General features: G+C 65.2%; 15 protein-coding genes. 3 read left to right on the top strand and 12 right to left on the bottom strand.

Annotation, left to right across the window (positions count from 1 at the left end):
* Positions 1 to 209: 209 nt before the first annotated feature.
* The gene (locus tag MJ122_RS15560) at positions 210 to 572 is read right to left on the bottom strand and encodes a flagellar basal body-associated protein FliL (RefSeq protein ID WP_239744865.1); all 363 of its coding nucleotides are present in this window, start codon (positions 570 to 572) and stop codon (positions 210 to 212) included.
* 198 nt (positions 573 to 770) lie between these two features.
* Here MJ122_RS15560 and MJ122_RS15555 point away from each other — a divergent pair, with 198 nt between their 5' ends.
* A complete protein-coding gene (locus tag MJ122_RS15555; RefSeq protein ID WP_239744747.1) occupies positions 771 to 1748 on the top strand; it encodes an NADPH:quinone oxidoreductase family protein in 978 nt (325 codons plus the stop codon).
* 581 nt (positions 1749 to 2329) lie between these two features.
* On the opposite strand, the gene MJ122_RS15550 is transcribed toward MJ122_RS15555, so the two are convergent.
* From MJ122_RS15550 to MJ122_RS15520, 7 genes are all read right to left on the bottom strand, one after another.
* On the bottom strand, positions 2330 to 3853 hold the full coding sequence (locus MJ122_RS15550; RefSeq protein ID WP_239744746.1) for a malonyl-CoA synthase: 1524 nt from the start codon (positions 3851 to 3853) through the stop codon (positions 2330 to 2332).
* Between the two features lie 9 nt (positions 3854 to 3862).
* A complete protein-coding gene (locus MJ122_RS15545) occupies positions 3863 to 5182 on the bottom strand; it encodes a malonyl-CoA decarboxylase (RefSeq protein WP_239744745.1) in 1320 nt (439 codons plus the stop codon).
* Positions 5183 to 5211: 29 nt separating this feature from the next.
* Positions 5212 to 6669 carry an amidase gene (locus MJ122_RS15540; protein ID WP_088415890.1) on the bottom strand — a complete coding sequence of 486 codons (1458 nt, stop codon included), beginning with the start codon at positions 6667 to 6669 and terminating at the stop codon, positions 5212 to 5214.
* Between the two features lie 169 nt (positions 6670 to 6838).
* Positions 6839 to 7873, bottom strand: a complete 1035-nt coding sequence (locus tag MJ122_RS15535; RefSeq protein ID WP_239744744.1) for an extracellular solute-binding protein — start codon at positions 7871 to 7873, stop codon at positions 6839 to 6841.
* A gap of 21 nt (positions 7874 to 7894) precedes the next feature.
* Positions 7895 to 8701: an ABC transporter permease gene (locus MJ122_RS15530; RefSeq protein ID WP_172419161.1), complete on the bottom strand. Its 807-nt coding sequence runs from the start codon at positions 8699 to 8701 to the stop codon at positions 7895 to 7897.
* Positions 8701 to 9627 carry an ABC transporter permease gene (locus tag MJ122_RS15525; protein WP_239744743.1) on the bottom strand — a complete coding sequence of 309 codons (927 nt, stop codon included), beginning with the start codon at positions 9625 to 9627 and terminating at the stop codon, positions 8701 to 8703. The genes MJ122_RS15530 and MJ122_RS15525 overlap by 1 nt, the downstream gene beginning before the upstream one ends.
* A 12-nt stretch (positions 9628 to 9639) precedes the next feature.
* Positions 9640 to 10758, bottom strand: a complete 1119-nt coding sequence (locus MJ122_RS15520; protein ID WP_088415886.1) for an ABC transporter ATP-binding protein — start codon at positions 10756 to 10758, stop codon at positions 9640 to 9642.
* Positions 10759 to 11008: 250 nt separating this feature from the next.
* On the opposite strand from MJ122_RS15520, the gene MJ122_RS15515 reads away from it, so the two are divergent.
* Positions 11009 to 11911: a LysR substrate-binding domain-containing protein gene (locus MJ122_RS15515; protein ID WP_239744742.1), complete on the top strand. Its 903-nt coding sequence runs from the start codon at positions 11009 to 11011 to the stop codon at positions 11909 to 11911.
* 128 nt (positions 11912 to 12039) lie between these two features.
* On the opposite strand, the gene MJ122_RS15510 is transcribed toward MJ122_RS15515, so the two are convergent.
* The 4 genes from MJ122_RS15510 to trxA all read right to left on the bottom strand — a co-directional run bounded on the left by MJ122_RS15510 (position 12040) and on the right by trxA (position 16475).
* Positions 12040 to 13008 (bottom strand): CDP-6-deoxy-delta-3,4-glucoseen reductase, encoded by a 969-nt coding sequence (locus tag MJ122_RS15510; protein WP_239744741.1) that lies wholly within the window; start codon positions 13006 to 13008, stop codon positions 12040 to 12042.
* Positions 13009 to 13075: 67 nt separating this feature from the next.
* Positions 13076 to 14542, bottom strand: a complete 1467-nt coding sequence (ubiD, locus tag MJ122_RS15505; protein ID WP_088415883.1) for a 4-hydroxy-3-polyprenylbenzoate decarboxylase — start codon at positions 14540 to 14542, stop codon at positions 13076 to 13078.
* Positions 14543 to 14647: 105 nt separating this feature from the next.
* On the bottom strand, positions 14648 to 15910 hold the full coding sequence (gene rho / locus MJ122_RS15500; RefSeq protein WP_015475046.1) for a transcription termination factor Rho: 1263 nt from the start codon (positions 15908 to 15910) through the stop codon (positions 14648 to 14650).
* A 238-nt stretch (positions 15911 to 16148) separates the two neighbouring features.
* A complete protein-coding gene (gene trxA, locus MJ122_RS15495; RefSeq protein ID WP_015475045.1) occupies positions 16149 to 16475 on the bottom strand; it encodes a thioredoxin TrxA in 327 nt (108 codons plus the stop codon).
* A 190-nt stretch (positions 16476 to 16665) separates the two neighbouring features.
* Between trxA and ppx the strand changes: the two genes are divergently transcribed.
* Positions 16666 to 18168: an exopolyphosphatase gene (gene ppx / locus MJ122_RS15490; RefSeq protein ID WP_088415882.1), complete on the top strand. Its 1503-nt coding sequence runs from the start codon at positions 16666 to 16668 to the stop codon at positions 18166 to 18168.
* Positions 18169 to 18187: the final 19 nt, after the last annotated feature.

Genomic DNA, 18187 nt, shown 5'->3' with positions numbered 1-18187 from the left:
CCTTTGTCCAGACGCTCGAATTCGAGCGGATCATGAGGGGATGTTCGGCGACCCGCGGCAAACGGGGCTTGATTCAGGTCAGGCGTGCGCAGGAAACTTCCTACACGCCTTGTCGGGCGGAGCTTTCAGCGCGGCATTGCGACGCGCAGCCGCAGCCGGTCGCCGGATCACCTGCATGAATCGTGTTCATGCAGGTGGCCCGAGGAACGTCAGGGCTGGACGATCAGGTTGTTGAACAGCAGGTCGTCCACCAGTGGCTTGCCCTCTTCCTGCTGGAGCGCAGCCTGCACCTGCTTGAGGGCTTCCTGGCGCAGCTTTTCCTTGCCATCGACGCTGCCGAGGGAGTCGTCGGTCTGTTGGGAGAACAGCATCACCAGCTGGTTGCGGATCAGCGGCTCGTGGTGCTCGACCTTCTCGGAAGCCTCCTTGCCGGTGACCTTCAGCGCGATGTCGGCCTTGAAGTACTTCAGGCGGGGCCCGCTGCCGTAGTTGCCCACCAGTGCGGGAGTGAGGTCGACGAATACAGGCTTGTTGGCATCTTCCGGCTTGGCTTCTTCGGATTCGGAAGCCATGACGAACGTACTGAAGGAAAAAGCCAGCAACAGGGCGAGGAAAGCTCTCAAGGCGATGTCTCCGAATTCGATGGGGAAAGGATAGCCACACTCGCGCCGCCGCCCAAGCTATATCGGGGCATAAGCCCAGGCCATGGTGATTTGCCCTCCCGCCTCACGCTCCTACACTGCGCCGATACCCAGAGTGGAGTACTCCTCATGAAAGCCGTGCTGTGCAAAGCCTTCGGCCCCGCCGAAACCCTGGTGCTGGAAGACATCGCCAGCCCCGAGCCGAAGAAGAACGAAGTCCTGCTGCAGGTGCATGCCGCCGGGGTGAACTTCCCCGACACCCTGATCATCGAGGGCAAGTACCAGTTCAAGCCGCCCTTCCCGTTCTCCCCGGGTGGCGAGGCCGCCGGTGTGGTGGGCGCGGTGGGTGAGAAGGTCAGCCACGTGAAGCCCGGCGACCGGGTGATGGCGCTGACCGGCTGGGGCAGCTTCGCCGAGGAAGTGGCGGTACCCGGCTATAACGTGATGCCGATCCCCGACGGCATGGACTTCCCCAGCGCCGCCGCCTTCGGCATGACCTACGGCACCTCGATGCACGCGCTCAAGCAGCGCGCCAACCTGCAGCCGGGCGAGACCCTGCTGGTGCTCGGCGCCTCCGGCGGCGTGGGCCTGGCAGCCGTTGAGATCGGCAAGGCCATGGGCGCCAAGGTCATCGCGGCCGCCAGCAGCGACGCCAAGCTGGAGGTGGCCAAGGCCGCCGGCGCCGACGTGCTGATCAACTACAGCGAAGGCAGCCTGAAGGACAAGCTCAAGGAAATCACCGGCGGCCAGGGCGTGGACGTGATCTACGATCCGGTCGGCGGCGATCTGTTCGAGGAAGCCTTCCGCTCCATCGCCTGGAACGGCCGCATGCTGGTGGTCGGCTTCGCCAGCGGCACCATCCCGTCGCTGCCGGCCAACCTCACCCTGCTCAAGGGCGCCTCCCTGGTCGGCGTGTTCTGGGGCTCCTTCGCCCAGCGCCAGCCGCAGGACAACGCAGCGAACTTCCAACAGCTGTTCGCCTGGTTCGCCGAGGGCAAGATCAAGCCGCTGGTGTCGCAGACCTACCCGCTGGAGCAGGCCGCCGACGCGATCAATCACCTGGGCCAGCGCAAGGCGGTGGGCAAGGTGGTGGTGACGGTTCGCTGATAGCCTTCCGGCGACACAAAAAGCCCCGCTCAAGCGGGGCTTTTTTCATTCTGGCTCTCCTACAGAGGATCCGGCGTTGAGCGATTCGCGAGCAAGCTCGCTCCTACGAAAAGCGAATGCGCCGCTCTGGCTTTTGGAGATTTCCAGAGAAACACCCGCGCACGCCGAACGCCCCTTTCAGGAGGCCTCGTTGAATTGGAATTTCAGGGGTTGAGCGGCATGGATGCCGCGAGAGCGCTGTCGGGCCAGGGATGGCCCGTCAGCGCGTGCCCCTGAAATTTCGATTCAACGAGGGAATTTTTCGCCTGAGCGAAAAACCGGATGTCCGGGGCAAGCCTTCTTGGTTACTTCTTCGGCGTTTGGAAGAAGTGACTCGCCCGAGGGGGCGAAACAAGAAGCCTGCGCGCACGCCGGCGCGACGCGAGAAAGCCCGGCGCAAGGCAGACACATCGCGGACGGAGTCCGCTCCTACGCGAGCCCGATGCACCTGATATCTCCAGTAGGAGCTGATTTCGCTGAGAAGCTCCGCGCCTACAAAAGCAAAAAGCCCCGCGTGAGCGGGGCTTTTTTACTCCGGAGGATCAGGAATACAGCGCCTTGAACTGCTCGCGCAGCACGTTCTTCTGCACCTTGCCCATTACGTTGCGCGGCAGCGCGTCGACCACCATCACGCGCTTGGGCTGCTTGAAACGCGCCAGCTTGCCATCCAGTGCGGCAAGCACCTGCGCCTCGGTCGGCGCCTGATCCTTGCCGGCCACCAGCACGGCAGTGACGCCCTCGCCGAAGTCCGGATGCGGCACGCCGATCACCGCCGACTCGACCACGCCCGGCAGGGTGTCGAGGATCTCCTCCAGCTCCTTGGGGTACACGTTGAAGCCGCCACTGATGATCATGTCCTTGTTGCGGCCGACGATCTGCACATAGCCACGGTCGTCGACGAAGCCGATGTCGCCGGTCATGAAGTAGCCGTCCGCGCGCAGTTCCTCGGCGGTCTTTTCCGGCATCCGCCAGTAACCTTGGAACACGTTCGGCCCACGTACTTCGATCATCCCCGGCTCGCCCTGGGGCAGCAGCGTCGGCTCGGCCTGGGCCGGGTCGGTGATGCGCAGCTCGACGCCGGGCAGCGGGAAGCCGACGGTGCCGGCGATGCGTTCGCCGTCCAGCGGGTTGGAGGTGTTCATGCCGGTCTCGGTCATGCCGTAGCGCTCGAGGATGGCCATGCCGGTGCGCTCGGAGAACGCCTTGTGGGTCTCGGCGGTCAGCGGCGCGGAACCGGAAATGAACAGGCGCATGTGCGCCACCGCCTCGCGAGTCAGGCCAGGTTGGTCGAGCAGGCGCGTGTAGAAGGTCGGCACGCCCATCAGCAGGTTCACCTGGGGCAGCAGGCGGAGCATCTGTGCGGCGTCGAACTTGCTCAGGAAGAGCATCGAGCCGCCCGCCATCAGCAGGCTGTTGCAGGCCACGAACAGGCCATGGATGTGGAAGATCGGCAGCGCGTGGAGCAGCCAGTCCTCGCTGGTGATCTTCCAGGCGTCCACCAGCGCGCGGGCGTTGGACACCAGGTTGCCGTGGCTGATCATCGCACCCTTGGAGCGCCCGGTGGTGCCGGAGGTGTAGAGGATCGCGGCGAGGTCGGAAGCGGCGCGCTCGACATCGGCGAAGTGCCCCGGCTTGCCGTGCACCCGCTCCATCAGCGAACCGTCACCGGCGTCGCCCAGGGTCTCGACCTGGGCCACGCCGCTGACTTTCGCCAACTCGCGGGCCTGGGCCTCGAAAGCCGGGGCGCAGACGAACAGCGAAGGCTCGGCGTCGTCGAGGAAGTAGCGCAGCTCCTCGCCGGTGTAGCCACTGTTGAGCGGCAGATAGACCGCGCCGGCGCGCAGCACGGCGAGGTAGAGCATCACCGTCTCGGGGCTCTTGTCGACCTGCACGGCAACCCGGTCGCCCGGCTGCACACCGAGTTCCACCAGGGCATGGGCGAACTGCGAGGTACTGCGCAGCATGTCGGCGTAGCTGTAGCCACCCCCCACGGGCGTGCGGATGAAGGGCTTGGACAGGTCGCTGGGCAGGTGTTTGCCGACTTCGGCGAAAAGGCTCTGGTTCATGGTGAGGTCCTAGCGTTTTGTTTTCGCCGTCAGGGTGGCCAACTTGCGCACCTCGGGTGAGGCCGCGACCGCGCCCTGGTTGGCGTAGGCTTCGTGGTTCTTTTCGATCTGGCGCAGTTCGTAGCGGTAATTGACCATCAGCCCGGCAGCCTGGCGCAGGCCGCTGGCAGACAGGTCGCCGCGCCAGTTCAGGCGCTCCAGGCGGGCGCCGTTGCCGAGGTGGAAGCGCGCCACCGGGTCAAGCGGCAGGCCGGCGCCGTTCTTGGCGTGCAGGAAGTACTCGGCGGCCAGCGCCAGCATGGGTTCTTCAGTGCGCGGCGGTGGCGACGCATCGGGCTTGAGCGCCTTGAGCAGCTCGGCGGCAGGCGCAGCCAGTTGCGGGTCTTCGCCCAGGCTGTCGAGCCAGCGGCGGAAGCCAGGCACCGGCGACAGGGTGACGAACTGGCGCAGGCCGGGTATCTCCCGCGCCAGCTCCTCCACCACCTGCTTGATCAGGAAGTTGCCGAAGGAGATGCCGCGCAGGCCGTCCTGGCAGTTGCTGATGGAATAGAACACCGCGGTGTCCGGCTCCTCCGCCGGTTGCGCTTCCGGCTTGGCCTCAAGGATGTCGGCGATTGCGCCGGGCATCGCACGGGTCAGCGCCACCTCGACGAAGATCAGCGGCTCGTCGGCCAGTGCCGGGTGGAAGAAGGCGAAGCAGCGGCGGTCGGCCGGCTGCAGCCGGCTGCGCAGGTCGTCCCAGTCCTTGATGGCGTGGACGGCCTCGTACTGGATGATCTTTTCCAGGATCGACGCCGGGGTCGACCAGTCGATGCGCCGCAGCACCAGGAAGCCGCGGTTGAACCAGGAGGCCAGCAGGTGCTGCAGGTCGTGGTCCACGGCGGCAAGCTCCGGCCTGGCTTTCAATTCCTGCAGCAGCAGGCGGCGCATGGCGATCAGCTCGGCGGTGCCGCCGGGCGCCTGGTTGAGGCGGCGGAACAACTCCTGGCGCGGTGGTTCGCTGGCCTGGAAGAGTGCCGTGGTATTGGCCGAAGACGGCTCGTCGAGGTAGCGCTGGCAGGCTTGCGCCAGCGCGTCGCGGGGCGGTGCGAAGTCCTTCAGCAGGGTATCGAAGAAGGCCTTCTGCTGTTCCGGCGGACAGTCGCGGTAAGCGCACAGGACCTGCTGCGCCAGGGCCACGCCCGACGCTTCGCCGTGGCTGGAGATCAGCTTGTGGCAAGCCTGCGCCAGCGCCTGGGCATTACCCGGCGCCGGCTCGCGCGACTCCAGCAGTTGCCGGCCGCGCTCGGTGATGCTCTGCAGCAGTTCCTGGAAGAAGCTGATGTTCATGCGTCCCCCTCAGTTTGTGGATAAGTAACTCAATCTCCCGCCAGCATCGGCGGCGGGCAGCGCTGGTACCAGCGCGAGGCCTGCTCGTAGGCGTGGGCCAGTTGCAGCACGGCCATGTCGGCCTGGTGCCTGCCGATGATCTGCAGGCCCATGGGCAGGCCCTGCTCATTGAAGCCCACCGGCACGTTGGCCGCCGGGCAACCGGACAGGGTGGCCGGGATCACCACCTCCATCCAGCGGTGGTAGGTGTCCATGGCCTTGCCGGCGATCTCTTTCGGCCAGTCCCAGGTCTTGTCGAACGGGAACACCTGGGCGCTGGGCAACAGCAGGTAGTCGTAGCGTTCGAACAGCTTGCTGATTGCACGGTACCAGTCGCTGCGCGCGGCGGAGGCGCGGAACACATCCATGGCGGAGAGTTTCAGGCCGTTCTCCACTTCCCAGATGGCCTCGGGCTTGAGCAGCTCGCGCTTGCCAGGGTCGGTGTAGGCTGCGCCCAGGGAGCCGGCGACCATCCAGTGGCGCAGGGTGCGCCAGGTGTCCCATAGGCGCTCGGGCGAGAAACCCATGGCGGTCTCTTCGACCTGGCAGCCGATGGCTTCGAAGTCGGCGAAGGATTTGCGGCACAGCTCCAGCACGCCGCGCTCCATCGGCAGATGGCCGCCGAGGTCGCCCAGCCAGCCCAGCCGTGCCCCCTTGAAATCACGCTCCAGCTTGCCGGTGAACTGCTCGCCGCTCTCGGCGATCGACAGCGGTGCGCGGGCATCGCCGCCGGCCTGTACGGACAGCAAAAGCGCCACGTCGCGCACACTGCGGCCCATCGGGCCTTCGTAGCCGAGCTGGTCGATGAACAGGTCGGCGCTGTCGTCGAAGGGCACGCGGCCCTGGGACGGGCGGAAGCCGATGATGTTGTTGAAGGCCGCCGGGTTGCGCAGCGAGCCCATCATGTCGCTGCCGTCGGCAACCGGGACCATCTGCAGCGCCAGGGCCGCCGCCGCGCCACCGCTGCTGCCGCCGGCAGTGCGTTCGGGCGCATAGGCGCAGCCGGTGGCACCGAAGATCGGGTTGTAGCTGTGGGAGCCGAGGCCGAATTCGGGAGTGTTGGTCTTGCCGATGATGATCGCGCCAGCCGCCTTGATGCGCTCGACCATGATGCCGTCGCGCTCGGGCAGGTAGTCGCGGAACAGCGGCGAGCCGAGGGTGGTGCGGATGCCCTGGGTCAGCGACAGGTCCTTCACCGCATGGGGCAGGCCATGCATCCAGCCACGGTATTCGCCACGGGCCAGTTCGGCATCGCGCTGGTCGGCTTCGGCCAGCAGAAGGTCGTCGGGTTGCTGGCTGACGATGGCATTGACCGCCGGGTTGAAGCGCTCGATCTGCTCGAGGTGCGCCTGCATCACCTCGCGGCAGGACACCTGGCGCAGGCGGATGCGTTGGGCCAGTTCGTGGGCCTGGAGCTGGACGAGTTCGTTGTGCTTATTCTGGCTCATGGAGCGCGGCCTTCTTTCATCAGTCGCTTCCGGCAGGCGGGAAGCATAAGTCGGGTTCAGCGACCCCGCCGCCGGGCGGGGCTTGTTGCGTTCTTCAGGCCGAACGCTGCCGCCACGCCCATGAAGGTGGACGCGAGCAGCGTCGGTCTGTGACTTTCCCGGTCGGGGATCAGCGCATCAGGTTGGTCCAGATACGGTCGGCCAGGCGGATCGCGCCTTCGCCACAGGTCTTGCTGAACACCACCTTGGTGCCCTCGGGGATGTGCAGTTCCGGCGCATCCTTCAGGCTGGCATCGAGGAAGGGTTCCACACCCTTGATCGGGCTCTGGTGCTTGAGGAAGTTCTGGGTCATCGCCGAGTTCTCCGGCTGGCTGAGGAAGGCGATGAACTTCTTCGCGCTCTCCGGGTGCTTGGCGCCGGCCGGGATCACCAGGTTGTCCACCCAGGCCATCACGCCCTCTTTCGGGTAGAGGTACTTCAGGCTGGATTTCATCTCACGCGCACGCATCGACGAGCCGCCCCAGAACATCGACATGTCGATTTCGCCCGAGGCCAGGTTCTCGCGGATCGAGCCGGCCTTGGAGCTGTAGGTCTTCACGAAGGGCTTCTGGTTCTTCAGCAGGGTCAGCACCTGTTGCATCTGCTTGGGATCCTCGCTGCACAGCGGGATGCCCAGGTAGAGGCTGGCGGTGTCGATCACCTCGCTGGCCGAGTCGAACATGTTGATCCTGCCCTGTAGCTCCTTGGGCGGGGTGAACAGCACCGAGTAGCTGTCGGCCGGGCCGCTGTACTTGGCGCTGTCCAGCACCACGCTGGTGGTGCCCCAGATGAAGGGCACGGCGTAGGCGCCCTCCGGGTCCCAGGCGGGCTTCTTCAGGTTGTCCTCGACGTTGGCGTAGTACGGCTGGCTGACCGGGTCGAAGCGCTCCAGCAGCTTTTCCTGGATCAGGATCGGCACGAAGGCGTGGGAAGGAATCGCCACGTCGTAGCCGGCGCCGCCCTGCTTGAGCTTGGCCAGCAGGGTTTCGTTGGAATCGTAGGAATCCACGGTCACCTTGATGCCGCTTTCCTTCTCGAACTTCTCCAGGATCTGCGGGGTGAAGTAACCACTCCAGCTCACCACGTTCAGTTGTTCGGCGGCTTGCGCGTGGATGGCCATGGCCAGCGTCAGCGAGGCCCCTACAGCAGCGATCAGTTTGCTCATCTTCTACTCCGGTATGTGGGCTCAGGCCTTCTTCTTGCCGAGCAGGAACGACAGGGTTACGAACAGCACGGAAACGCCGAGGATCAGGGTCGACACCGCGTTCACATCGGGCGTCACGCCCATGCGCAGCAGGCCGAAGATGAAGATCGGCAAGGTGGTGGTGCCAGCCTGGGAGACCATCATCGAGATCACGAAGTTATCCAGCGAGACGATGAAGGCCAGCATCAGCCCGGAGAAGATCCCCGGCATCAGCAGCGGCAGGGTGACCTTGCGGAAAGTCCGCCAGGGGCCGGCGTAGAGATCGGCGGCGGCCTGCTCCAGGGACAGGTCCATGTCGTTGAGGCGGGCGCGGATCGGCAGGTAGGCGAACGGGATACAGAACACCGTGTGGGCGATGATCAGGTTGCCGTAGCCCAGCGACAGGCCGAGGGTGGAGAACAGCGCCAGGGTGGCGACGCCGACCACGATCTCCGGCAGCACCAGCGGCAGCATAATCGTCCCCATGGACAGGCGCAGGCCCTTGAACTTGGCTCCGCGAGAGGTGCCCAGCGCGGCCAGGGTGGCGATTGCGGTGGCAATCACACTGGCGCACACGGCGATCAGCAGGCTGTTGCCGGCGGCCTGGCGCAGTGCCTGGTTGGCAAAGGCGGCGCGGTACCAGTCGAGGCTGAAGCCGGTCCACACGGTGGCGGACTGGTTGGCGTTGAACGAGAGCACCACCAGCACCACGATGGGCGCGTAGAGGTACAGGTAGAACAGGAAGCTCAGGACGCCGAAGCCACGGAAATCCTGTACGCCAAGGCGGCGCTTGGTCAGCAGCGAGAGCATCATTCACCTCCCCGGGCAATGCGCAGGCGTTCGGCGCGCATCGCGTAGAACATCAGCACCAGCATCACCGCGCCCATCAGCACCAGCGACAGCGCCGCGCCGAAGGGCCAGTTCCGCGAGTCGCTGAACTGCCGGAAGATCAGGTTGCCGAGCATCATCTTGGTGCCGCCGCCGAGCAGCTCGGGGGCGATCATCGCGCCCAGGCACGGAACGAAGGTGAGGATGGCGCCAGCCAGGATGCCCGGACGGGCGATCGGCAGGACGACCTTGCGCAGGGTGCGCACGCGCCCGGCGTAGAGGTCCTGGGCCGCTTCGAGCAGACGCATGTCCATTTTCTCGAGGGTGGCGTAGATCGGCAGCACGACGAAGGGCGCATAGGTGTAGACCAGGCCCAGCAGCACCGCGCCGTCGGTATAGAGCAGGTTCAGCGGCTGGTTGATCACGCCCAGGCTCATCAGCGTGCCGTTGACCACGCCGGTGCCGCGCAGCAGCAGGATCCAGGCATAGGTGCGGATCAGCAGGTTGGCCCAGAACGGCACGGTGATCAGGAAGATCAGCAGGCCGCGGCGGTGCGCCGGCTGCATCGCCAGCCACACCGCCACCGGGAAGCCCACCAGCAGGGTGATGACGGTGGTCGCCGCGGCGATGCCGATGGAGCGCAGCGCGATCACCATGTACGAGTCGGCGAAGGCCAGGCTGTCGTCGAGCTGGCGCTCGAACAGCAGCGAGACGTAGGCGTCGACGCTGAAGTGCGGGTTCACCCCGCCGTAGGGGTTGGCCTGCATCAGCGAGTAACCGACCACGATGAAGATCGGCACGATCAGGAACAGCCCGATGGAGACCAGTGCGGGCGATACGCCGAGGAAGCTGCGCAGCGCCTGGCGCCGCTCCAGCGCATTGCCGGAGGTTGTGGATAACCGGTTCATGCTCACCTCCGCTCAGTCCACCAGGACGCTGGCGCTGCCTTTTTCGAACAGCAGCCCGGCGCGTTGCCCGGCTACCAGGCGGCCACGCTGGCCGGCGCTGTTGGGCGCGCGCACGGTCAACTTGCTGCCGTCCTGGAGCTCGACCTGGTACTGCAGGTCGGTGCCCAGGTAGATCTGCTGGACGACAGTGCAGGGCGTGGCGGACAAGGCGTCTTCGGCCACCAGCTGCAGGCGCTCCGGACGGATCGACAGGGTGACCTCGGCGCCGACCTTCAGGCCTTCGCGGCTGCCGGCCTCGATCAGCTGGTCGCCGGCAATCCGGTAGTACGCGCGCTCACCGTCGAAGTTCTCGACGCGGGCCGGGAGGAAGTTGGTCTCGCCGATGAAATCGGCGACGAAGCGGTTGCGCGGGTGTTCGTAGATGTCGTCGGGACGGCCGACCTGCTGCACCTCGCCCTCGGAGAGCACGGCGATGCGATCGGACATGGTCAGGGCTTCTTCCTGGTCATGGGTGACGAAGATGAAGGTGATGCCGGTCTTGGACTGGATCGCCTTGAGCTCTTCGCGCATGGCCTGGCGCAGCTTGAGATCGAGGGCGGAAAGTGGCTCGTCGAGCAGCAGCACCTTGGGATGCGGCGCCAACGCGCGAGCCAGGGCGACGCGCTGCTGCTGACCGCCGGAAAGCTGGGTCGGCTTGCGCTGGGCGAAGCGTTCCATCTGCACCAGGGCGAGCATCTCGCGGACGCGCTCGGCGACCTGCGCCTTGCTCATGCGCTGGCCCATCGGGTGGGATTCCAGGCCGAAGGCGAGGTTCTCGGCGATGGTCATGTGCGGGAACAACGCGTAGTGCTGGAACACCGTGTTGACCGGGCGCTCGAACGGCGGCCGGTCGGCGATGTTCTCGCCGTAGAGCTGGATTTCCCCGGAGGTGGGGAATTCGAAGCCGGCGATCATCCGCAGCAGGGTGGTCTTGCCGCAGCCCGAAGGACCGAGCAGGGTGAAGAACTCGTTGTCGCGGATGTCCAGGTCGACGCATTTGAGCGCGACGGGACCGCTGGCCGGGTCGCCGTAGACCTTGCGCACGGAGCGGATAGAGACCGCCGCCGTCTGCAGGCTGTGCAGGGCATTCATGGTGAAACCTCCGCATCCTTCCCGTTTGCCGCATGGCTTGCGGCCGGGGGATCTTGTAGTTGTTCTGGCAGGGCTGGAGTAGACGCTGGATGCAGCGCTGGCCGTGGGTTCGGCTCGATATTGTGGTGATGCTGCTGGAGCCGATATTCAAAGAAAGGTGGTTGAGCGAAAAGCTCAATTTTCTTACATTCGCTGTTAAATAAATTAATAGCTGAGCTGATACCCGGGCTCGCCACCGAGACTTGCGTCCATGTCCATCCAGCGTCTTCCGCCGCTCAATGCCGTCCGCGCCTTCGAGGCCGCCGCGCGGCTGGGCAGCTACGTCGCCGCCTCCAAAGACCTGCATGTGACGCAGCCAGCGATTGGCCGTCACGTGAAGCTGCTGGAGGACTGGCTGGGCGTGCAGCTGTTCGAGCGCACTCCGCGAGGGGTGACCCTGACGCCGGCCGGGCAGCGTTACTACGCGAAGATATCCACAGCCCTGCAGCAGATCGCCGATGCCGGCCATGAGCTGGCTCCCGGCGGCACCGCGCGCTGGCTGAAGATCCTGGTGGTGCCGGCCTTCGCCAAGCGCTGGCTGATGCCGCGCCTGGAGACCCTGCGCCAGCAGCGCCCGGGTCTGAAGGTGGCGGTGGAACCCAACCCGACTTTCACCGAAGTGGACGGCAAAAGCGCCGATCTGGGGATTGTCTATGGGCTTCCCGGCGTCTATCCGCAGTGCCACAGCACGCTGGTGCGGCCGGCGGTTTTCCCGGTGTGCTCACCCTCCTACCTCGAACAGCATGGCCCGCTGACCAGCGTGCACGAGCTGGCGCAGCACAAGCTCATCCACGTCGATGACGGCGAATGGTGGAACCTCTGGCTGTCCACCATCGGGCTGGACCTGCGGGTGAACTCCGACGTGCTCTATGTCAGCAACGACCACGCGCTGTCCATGGCCGAGGCCGGCCACGGCATCGCCCTGGCCAACCTGGTGCTGGTCAAGCACCAGCTCGCCGCCGGCACGCTGGTGCGGCCACTGCCCGAGGAAGTACCGCTGGAGAGCTACCAGCTGCTGCTGCCCACCGGCGCGGTGAGCGCCGACGTGGCCTGGTTCGAGGAGTGGATTCGCGCCGCGCTGCAGGAAGAATTCTCCACCGGCACATCCGCATGAGGTTCGTCGCGCAGCGAGACGTGTAGGAGCGAGCTTGCTCGCGAAAGATGTTCCCGGCGGCGTCGGTGCTGGGCGGGTTCGCGAGCAAGCTCGCTCCTACAAAAAGCAGCCCCCGAACTCTCGTGGAGTCAGCCGCGCGGCGCGTAGGCGAAGACGTCGGCGCGCATCTGGTGCGGGTCCATGCCAGCGGCGACCAACGCATCCAGCGTGCCGTAGACCATCGCCGGCGAGCCGCTGGCGTAGACGCGCAGGCCGGACAGCTCGGCGAAGTCCTCGCACACCGCTTCATGCAGCAAACCGCAGCGCCCCTGCCAGCCGCACAGGTCGCTGACGATCCTGTGCAGATGCAGGTTGGGCACGCTTTCCCACTGCTCCCAGTGCGGCAGCTCGTAGAAGTCTTCCGGGCGACGCACGCCCCAGTACAGGTGGACCGGGTGGGCAAAGCCGGTGGCACGGCAGAACTCGATCAGGCTGTGCATCTGCGCCATCCCGGTGCCGGCGGCGATCAGCACCAGCGGGCCGTCCGGCAGGTCGGCCAGGTGCGCGTCGCCGAAGGGCATCTGCACGCGGGCGAAGCGGTCGCGCTGCAGCTGCGCCAGCAGGTCGATGGCGCTGTTCTCGCGGGCCAGGATGTGCAGTTCCAGGTCTCGCCCTTCCTGCGGTGCGGAGGCCAGCGAGAAGGCCGCCGGATCGCTTTTGTCGCGCTCGATCAGCAGGTACTGCCCGGCGTGGTAACGCGGGGGCTTGCCGGCCGGCGCACGCAGGCGCACGCGCCAGACATCGCCACCCACCGGCTCGCAGAGAGTCAGCTGGCAGGACAGCTTGCGCACCGGCAACTCGCCGGGTGCCAGCACGCCGTCCCAGTGCAGCACACAATCTTCCAGCGGCTCGGCCAGGCAGGTGAAGAGCTCGCCATGGTCGCGCACCTCGCCGTCCTGGCGCACGCGGCCTTCCACCAGCAGCGCCGCGCAGATGTGGCAGTTGCCGTTGCGGCAGCTCTGCGGGCACTCGTAGCCCAGGCGCCGCGCACCGTCGAGGATACGTTCTCCGGGCTTCAGCTCAAGCTGGGCGCCAGAGGGTTGCAAGGTCACTTTCAAGCGCTGTTCTCATTCTTCTCTGAGGGCGGCCCCTGGCGCATCGCCGCCCTTGGTGTTCGACGGCCCGTCAGTCGATGCCCAGGCTCGCCCAGATTTCGTCGACGCGGCGGGTCACCGCCGGGTCCTTCTCGATCACCCGGCCCCATTCGCGGCTGGTCTCGCCCGGCCACTTGTGGGTGGCGTCCAGGCCCATCTTCGAACCCAGGCCGGAGATCGGCGAGGCGAAGTCCAGGTAGTCGATCGGGGTGTTGTCGATCATCACCGTGTCGCGCTTGGGGTCCATGCGCGTGGTAATGGCCCAGATCACGTCGTTCCAGTCGCGGGCGTTGATGTCGTCGTCGGTGACGATAACGAACTTGGTGTACATGAACTGTCGCAGGAACGACCAGACACCGAGCATCACGCGCTTGGCGTGGCCGGGGTACTGCTTCTTCATGGTCACCACCGCCATGCGGTAGGAGCAGCCTTCGGGCGGCAGGTAGAAGTCGGTGATCTCGGGGAACTGCTTCTGCAGGATCGGCACGAAGACTTCGTTCAGCGCCACGCCGAGGATTGCCGGCTCGTCCGGCGGGCGGCCGGTGTAGGTGCTGTGGTAGATCGGTTTCTGCCGGCGGGTGATGCGCTCGACGGTGAACACCGGGAAGCGGTCCACCTCGTTGTAGTAACCGGTGTGGTCGCCGTACGGGCCTTCATCGGCCATCTCGCCGGGATGAATCACCCCTTCGAGGACGATCTCGGCGCTGGCCGGCACCTGCAGGTCATTGCCGATGCACTTGACCAGCTCGGTCTTGTGCCCGCGCAGCAGGCCGGCAAAGGCGTATTCGGAGAGGTTGTCCGGCACCGGGGTAACGGCGCCGAGGATGGTCGCCGGGTCCGCGCCCAGGGCCACGGCCACCGGATAAGGCTGGCCGGGATGCTTCTGGCACCACTCGCGGAAGTCCAGCGCGCCGCCACGATGACTGAGCCAGCGCATGATCACCTTGTTGCGGCCGATCACCTGCTGGCGGTAGATGCCCAGGTTCTGCCGTTCCTTGTTCGGCCCGCGGGTGACGGTCAGACCCCAGGTAATCAGCGGCGCGACGTCGCCGGGCCAGCAGGTCTGCACCGGCAGCTTCGACAGGTCGACAGCATCGCCCTCCTCGATCACTTCCTGGCACGGCGCGTCCTTCAGGACCTTGGGCGCCATGTTGATGACCTTCTTGAAGATCGGCAGCTTGGACCAGGCGTCCTTCAGCCCCTTGGGCGGCTCGGGTTCCTTGAGGAAGGCCAGCAGCTTGCCGATCTCGCGCAGCTCGGAGACATCCTCGGCGCCCATCCCTAAGGCGACGCGCTCGGGCGTACCGAACAGGTTGCCGAGCACGGGCATGTCGAAGCCGGTGGGCTTTTCGAACAGCAGGGCCGGGCCCTTGGCGCGCAGGGTGCGGTCGCACACCTCGGTCATTTCCAGCACCGGGGATACCGGCGCCTGGATGCGCTTGAGCTGTCCGCGCTGCTCCAGGGCAGCGATGAACTCGCGCAGGTCGCGATACTGCATGAGGATCTCGATGGCGGCAGGATGATGCGACAGTCTACCGCGCAACGCTGCCGCGCAGAAACACGAAGGCCGGGTTTCCCCGGCCTTGTGTGGTTCGAGAGGCGCTTACTTGCTGCGCTTCATCGAGTCGAAGAACTCGTCGTTCGTCTTGGTCTGGCGCAGCTTGTCCAGCAGGAATTCGACCGCGGCGATCTCGTCCATCGGGTGCAGGATCTTGCGCAGGATCCACATGCGCTGCAGCTCTTCCTCACCGGTGAGCAGCTCTTCGCGACGGGTGCCCGAGCGGTTGATGTTGATCGCCGGGAACACGCGTTTTTCCGAGATGCGACGGTCGAGGATCAGTTCCGAGTTACCGGTACCCTTGAATTCCTCGTAGATCACTTCGTCCATCTTCGAGCCGGTTTCGATCAGCGCGGTGGCGAGGATGGTCAGCGAACCGCCTTCCTCGATGTTGCGCGCCGCGCCGAAGAAGCGCTTGGGCTTTTCCAGGGCGTGGGCGTCGACACCACCGGTGAGCACCTTGCCGGAGCTGGGGATCACGGTGTTGTAGGCACGGGCCAGACGGGTGATGGAGTCGAGCAGGATGATCACGTCCTTCTTGTGCTCGACCAGGCGCTTGGCCTTCTCGATCACCATCTCGGCGACCTGCACGTGGCGGGTCGGCGGCTCGTCGAAGGTGGAGGCAACCACTTCGCCGCGCACGGTGCGCTGCATCTCGGTCACTTCTTCCGGGCGCTCGTCGATCAGCAGGACGATCAGGTGGCACTCGGGGTTGTTGCGGGTGATGTTCGAGGCAATGTTCTGCAGCATGATGGTCTTGCCCGCTTTCGGCGGGGCGACGATCAGGCCGCGCTGGCCCTTGCCGATCGGCGAGCAGAGGTCGATCACACGGCCGGTGAGGTCCTCGGTGGAGCCGTTGCCGGCTTCCATGGTCAGGCGCTTGGTCGGGAACAGCGGCGTCAGGTTCTCGAAGAGAATCTTGTTCTTCGCGTTCTCCGGACGATCGAAGTTGATCGAGTCGACTTTCAGCAGGGCGAAATAACGCTCGCCTTCCTTGGGCGGCCGAATCTTGCCGATGATGGTATCGCCCGTGCGCAGGTTGAAGCGACGGATCTGGCTGGGCGAGACGTAGATGTCGTCCGGGCCGGCCAGGTACGAGGAATCGGCGGAGCGCAGGAAGCCGAAGCCATCCTGGAGAATCTCCAGCACGCCGTCACCGGAGATTTCCTCGCCGCTTTTCGCGTGCTTCTTGAGCAGTGCGAAGATGATGTCCTGTTTGCGCGAACGAGCCATGTTTTCCAGGCCCATGGCATCGGACATTTCCAGCAATTCGGCAATCGGCTTTTGCTTGAGTTCGGTCAGATTCATAGAAGGGACGTAAATACGCTGAAAGGGGAAAAGGGAACAAGCGTGATGCTTGAAGAGCCGCGCCGTAGATGACGGACAGGATCGCTTGGAATTCGAATGGGAAGTGCGTCGGCGACGGCTTGCAGGGAACAACGAAATAATCGTTGTGCGCCCGAATTTAACACCCGAGTTTCGGAGCGTCTAGGGGCAATAACGAAAAAACCCCGCGCATTGGCGGGGCTTTTCGGGCTTCTTCGACTTAGATGTTGCTGTCGAGGAAGGCAGCCAGCTGCGACTTGGACAGTGCGCCGACCTTGGTCGCTTCGACGTTGCCGCCCTTGAACAGCATCAGGGTCGGAATGCCACGCACGCCGTATTTCGGCGGGGTATCCTGGTTCTCGTCGATGTTCAGCTTGCAGACTTTCAGCTTGCCCTGATAGTCCTTGGCGATCTCGTCGAGTACCGGGGCGATCATCTTGCACGGGCCGCACCATTCGGCCCAGTAGTCGACCAGCACGGGACCGTCGGACTTCAGTACGTCCTGCTCGAAGCTGGCATCGGTAACATTGACGATATGTTCGCTCATGTATTCTCTCCGTCAATCGGATGCGAAAAAGTGTCCGTCATCATATCCCGCCTCGGCCCACACCGAAAGGCGCAGCCGATTGAGTCTATCTATCGCTGCCGCGGTGACTTCTGATCGGTGACAACCCCTTGATTGGCACTACCTGCCTAAAATGGCAGGATGTCTCCCGTATTTATCCGGACCCGCCCCTATGCCCCATACCCCTGCCAAGACCTTTCCGATGATCGCGGCCATTGACCTTGGCTCGAACAGTTTCCACATGGTTTTGGCGAAGGCCGATCACGGCGAGATCCGTATCCTTGAGCGGCTTGGCGAGAAGGTTCAGCTGGCTGCCGGCATCGGCGAAGACCGCATGCTCACCGAAGAGGCGATGCAGCGCGGCTACGACTGCCTGAAGCAGTTCGCCCAGTTCATCAACGGCATGCCGCCGGGTTCGGTACGTGTCGTGGGCACCAACGCCCTGCGCGAAGCACGCAACCGCGCCGAGTTCATCCGCGTCGCCGACCAGATCCTCGGTCACCCGGTTGAAGTCATATCCGGCCGTGAAGAGGCGCGCCTGATCTACCTGGGCGTATCCCACACCCTGCAGGACAACCCCGGCAAGCGCCTGGTGGTCGACATCGGCGGCGGCAGCACCGAGTTCATCATCGGCCAGCAGTTCGAATCGCAGCTGCGCGAGAGCCTGCAGATGGGCTGCGTGAGCTTCACCCAGCGCTACTTCAAGGACGGCAAGATCACCCCGGCACGCTACGCTCAGGCCTACACCTCGGCCCGCCTGGAGCTGATGAGCATCGAGAACAGCCTGCGCCGCCTGGGCTGGGACGAGGCCGTTGGCGCCTCCGGCACCATCCGCGCGATCTGCCTGGCGATCCAGGCCGGCGGCCACGGCAACGGCGAGATCAACCCCGAAGGCCTGGCCTGGCTCAAGCGCAAGATGTTCAAGCTGGGCGAGGTCGAGAAGCTCGACATCGACGGCATCAAGCCGGACCGCCGGCCGATCTTCCCGGCCGGCATGGCGATCCTCGAGGCGCTGTTCGACGCCCTCGAACTGACGCGCATGACCCACTCCGAAGGCGCCCTGCGCGAGGGCGTGCTCTACGACCTGCTGGGCCGCCACCACCACGAGGACGTCCGCGAGCGCACCATCGGCGCCCTCATGGAGCGCTACCACGTCGATCCGGAACAGGCCGCGCGCGTCGAGGCCAAGGCGCTGGAATCGCTGGACCAGGTCGCCAAGGCCTGGGACCTCAACGACGAAGGGCACCGCGAACTGCTGATGTGGGCCGCCCGCGTGCACGAGCTGGGCCTGGACATCGCCCACTACCACTACCACAAGCACGGCGCCTACCTGCTGGAGCACTCGGACCTGGCCGGCTTCTCACGCCTGGACCAGCTGACCCTGGCGCTGCTGGTGCGCGGCCACCGCCGCAACATCCCGGTGGACAAGTTCAACGAGCTGGGCGACGAAGGCGACAAGCTGATCCGCCTGTGCATCGTGCTGCGCTTCGCCATCCTCTTCCACCACATCCGCGGCACCCAGGAAATGCCGGCGGTGGCCCTGAAGGCCTCCGGCAAGTCGCTCAGCGTCAGCTTCCCCAAAGGCTGGCTGGAAGCCAACCCGCTGACCCAGGCCGACTTCGAACAGGAAGCCGAGTGGCTCAAGCGCGTAGGGTATTCGCTCAGCGTGAGCTGATCGCGACCGCGAACGACAA

The sequence above is a fragment of the Pseudomonas sp. DP-17 genome, assembly GCF_022380625.1.
Lineage (GTDB): Bacteria > Pseudomonadota > Gammaproteobacteria > Pseudomonadales > Pseudomonadaceae > Pseudomonas > Pseudomonas nitroreducens_A.
This window is presented reverse-complemented; position numbering and strand designations above follow the sequence as displayed.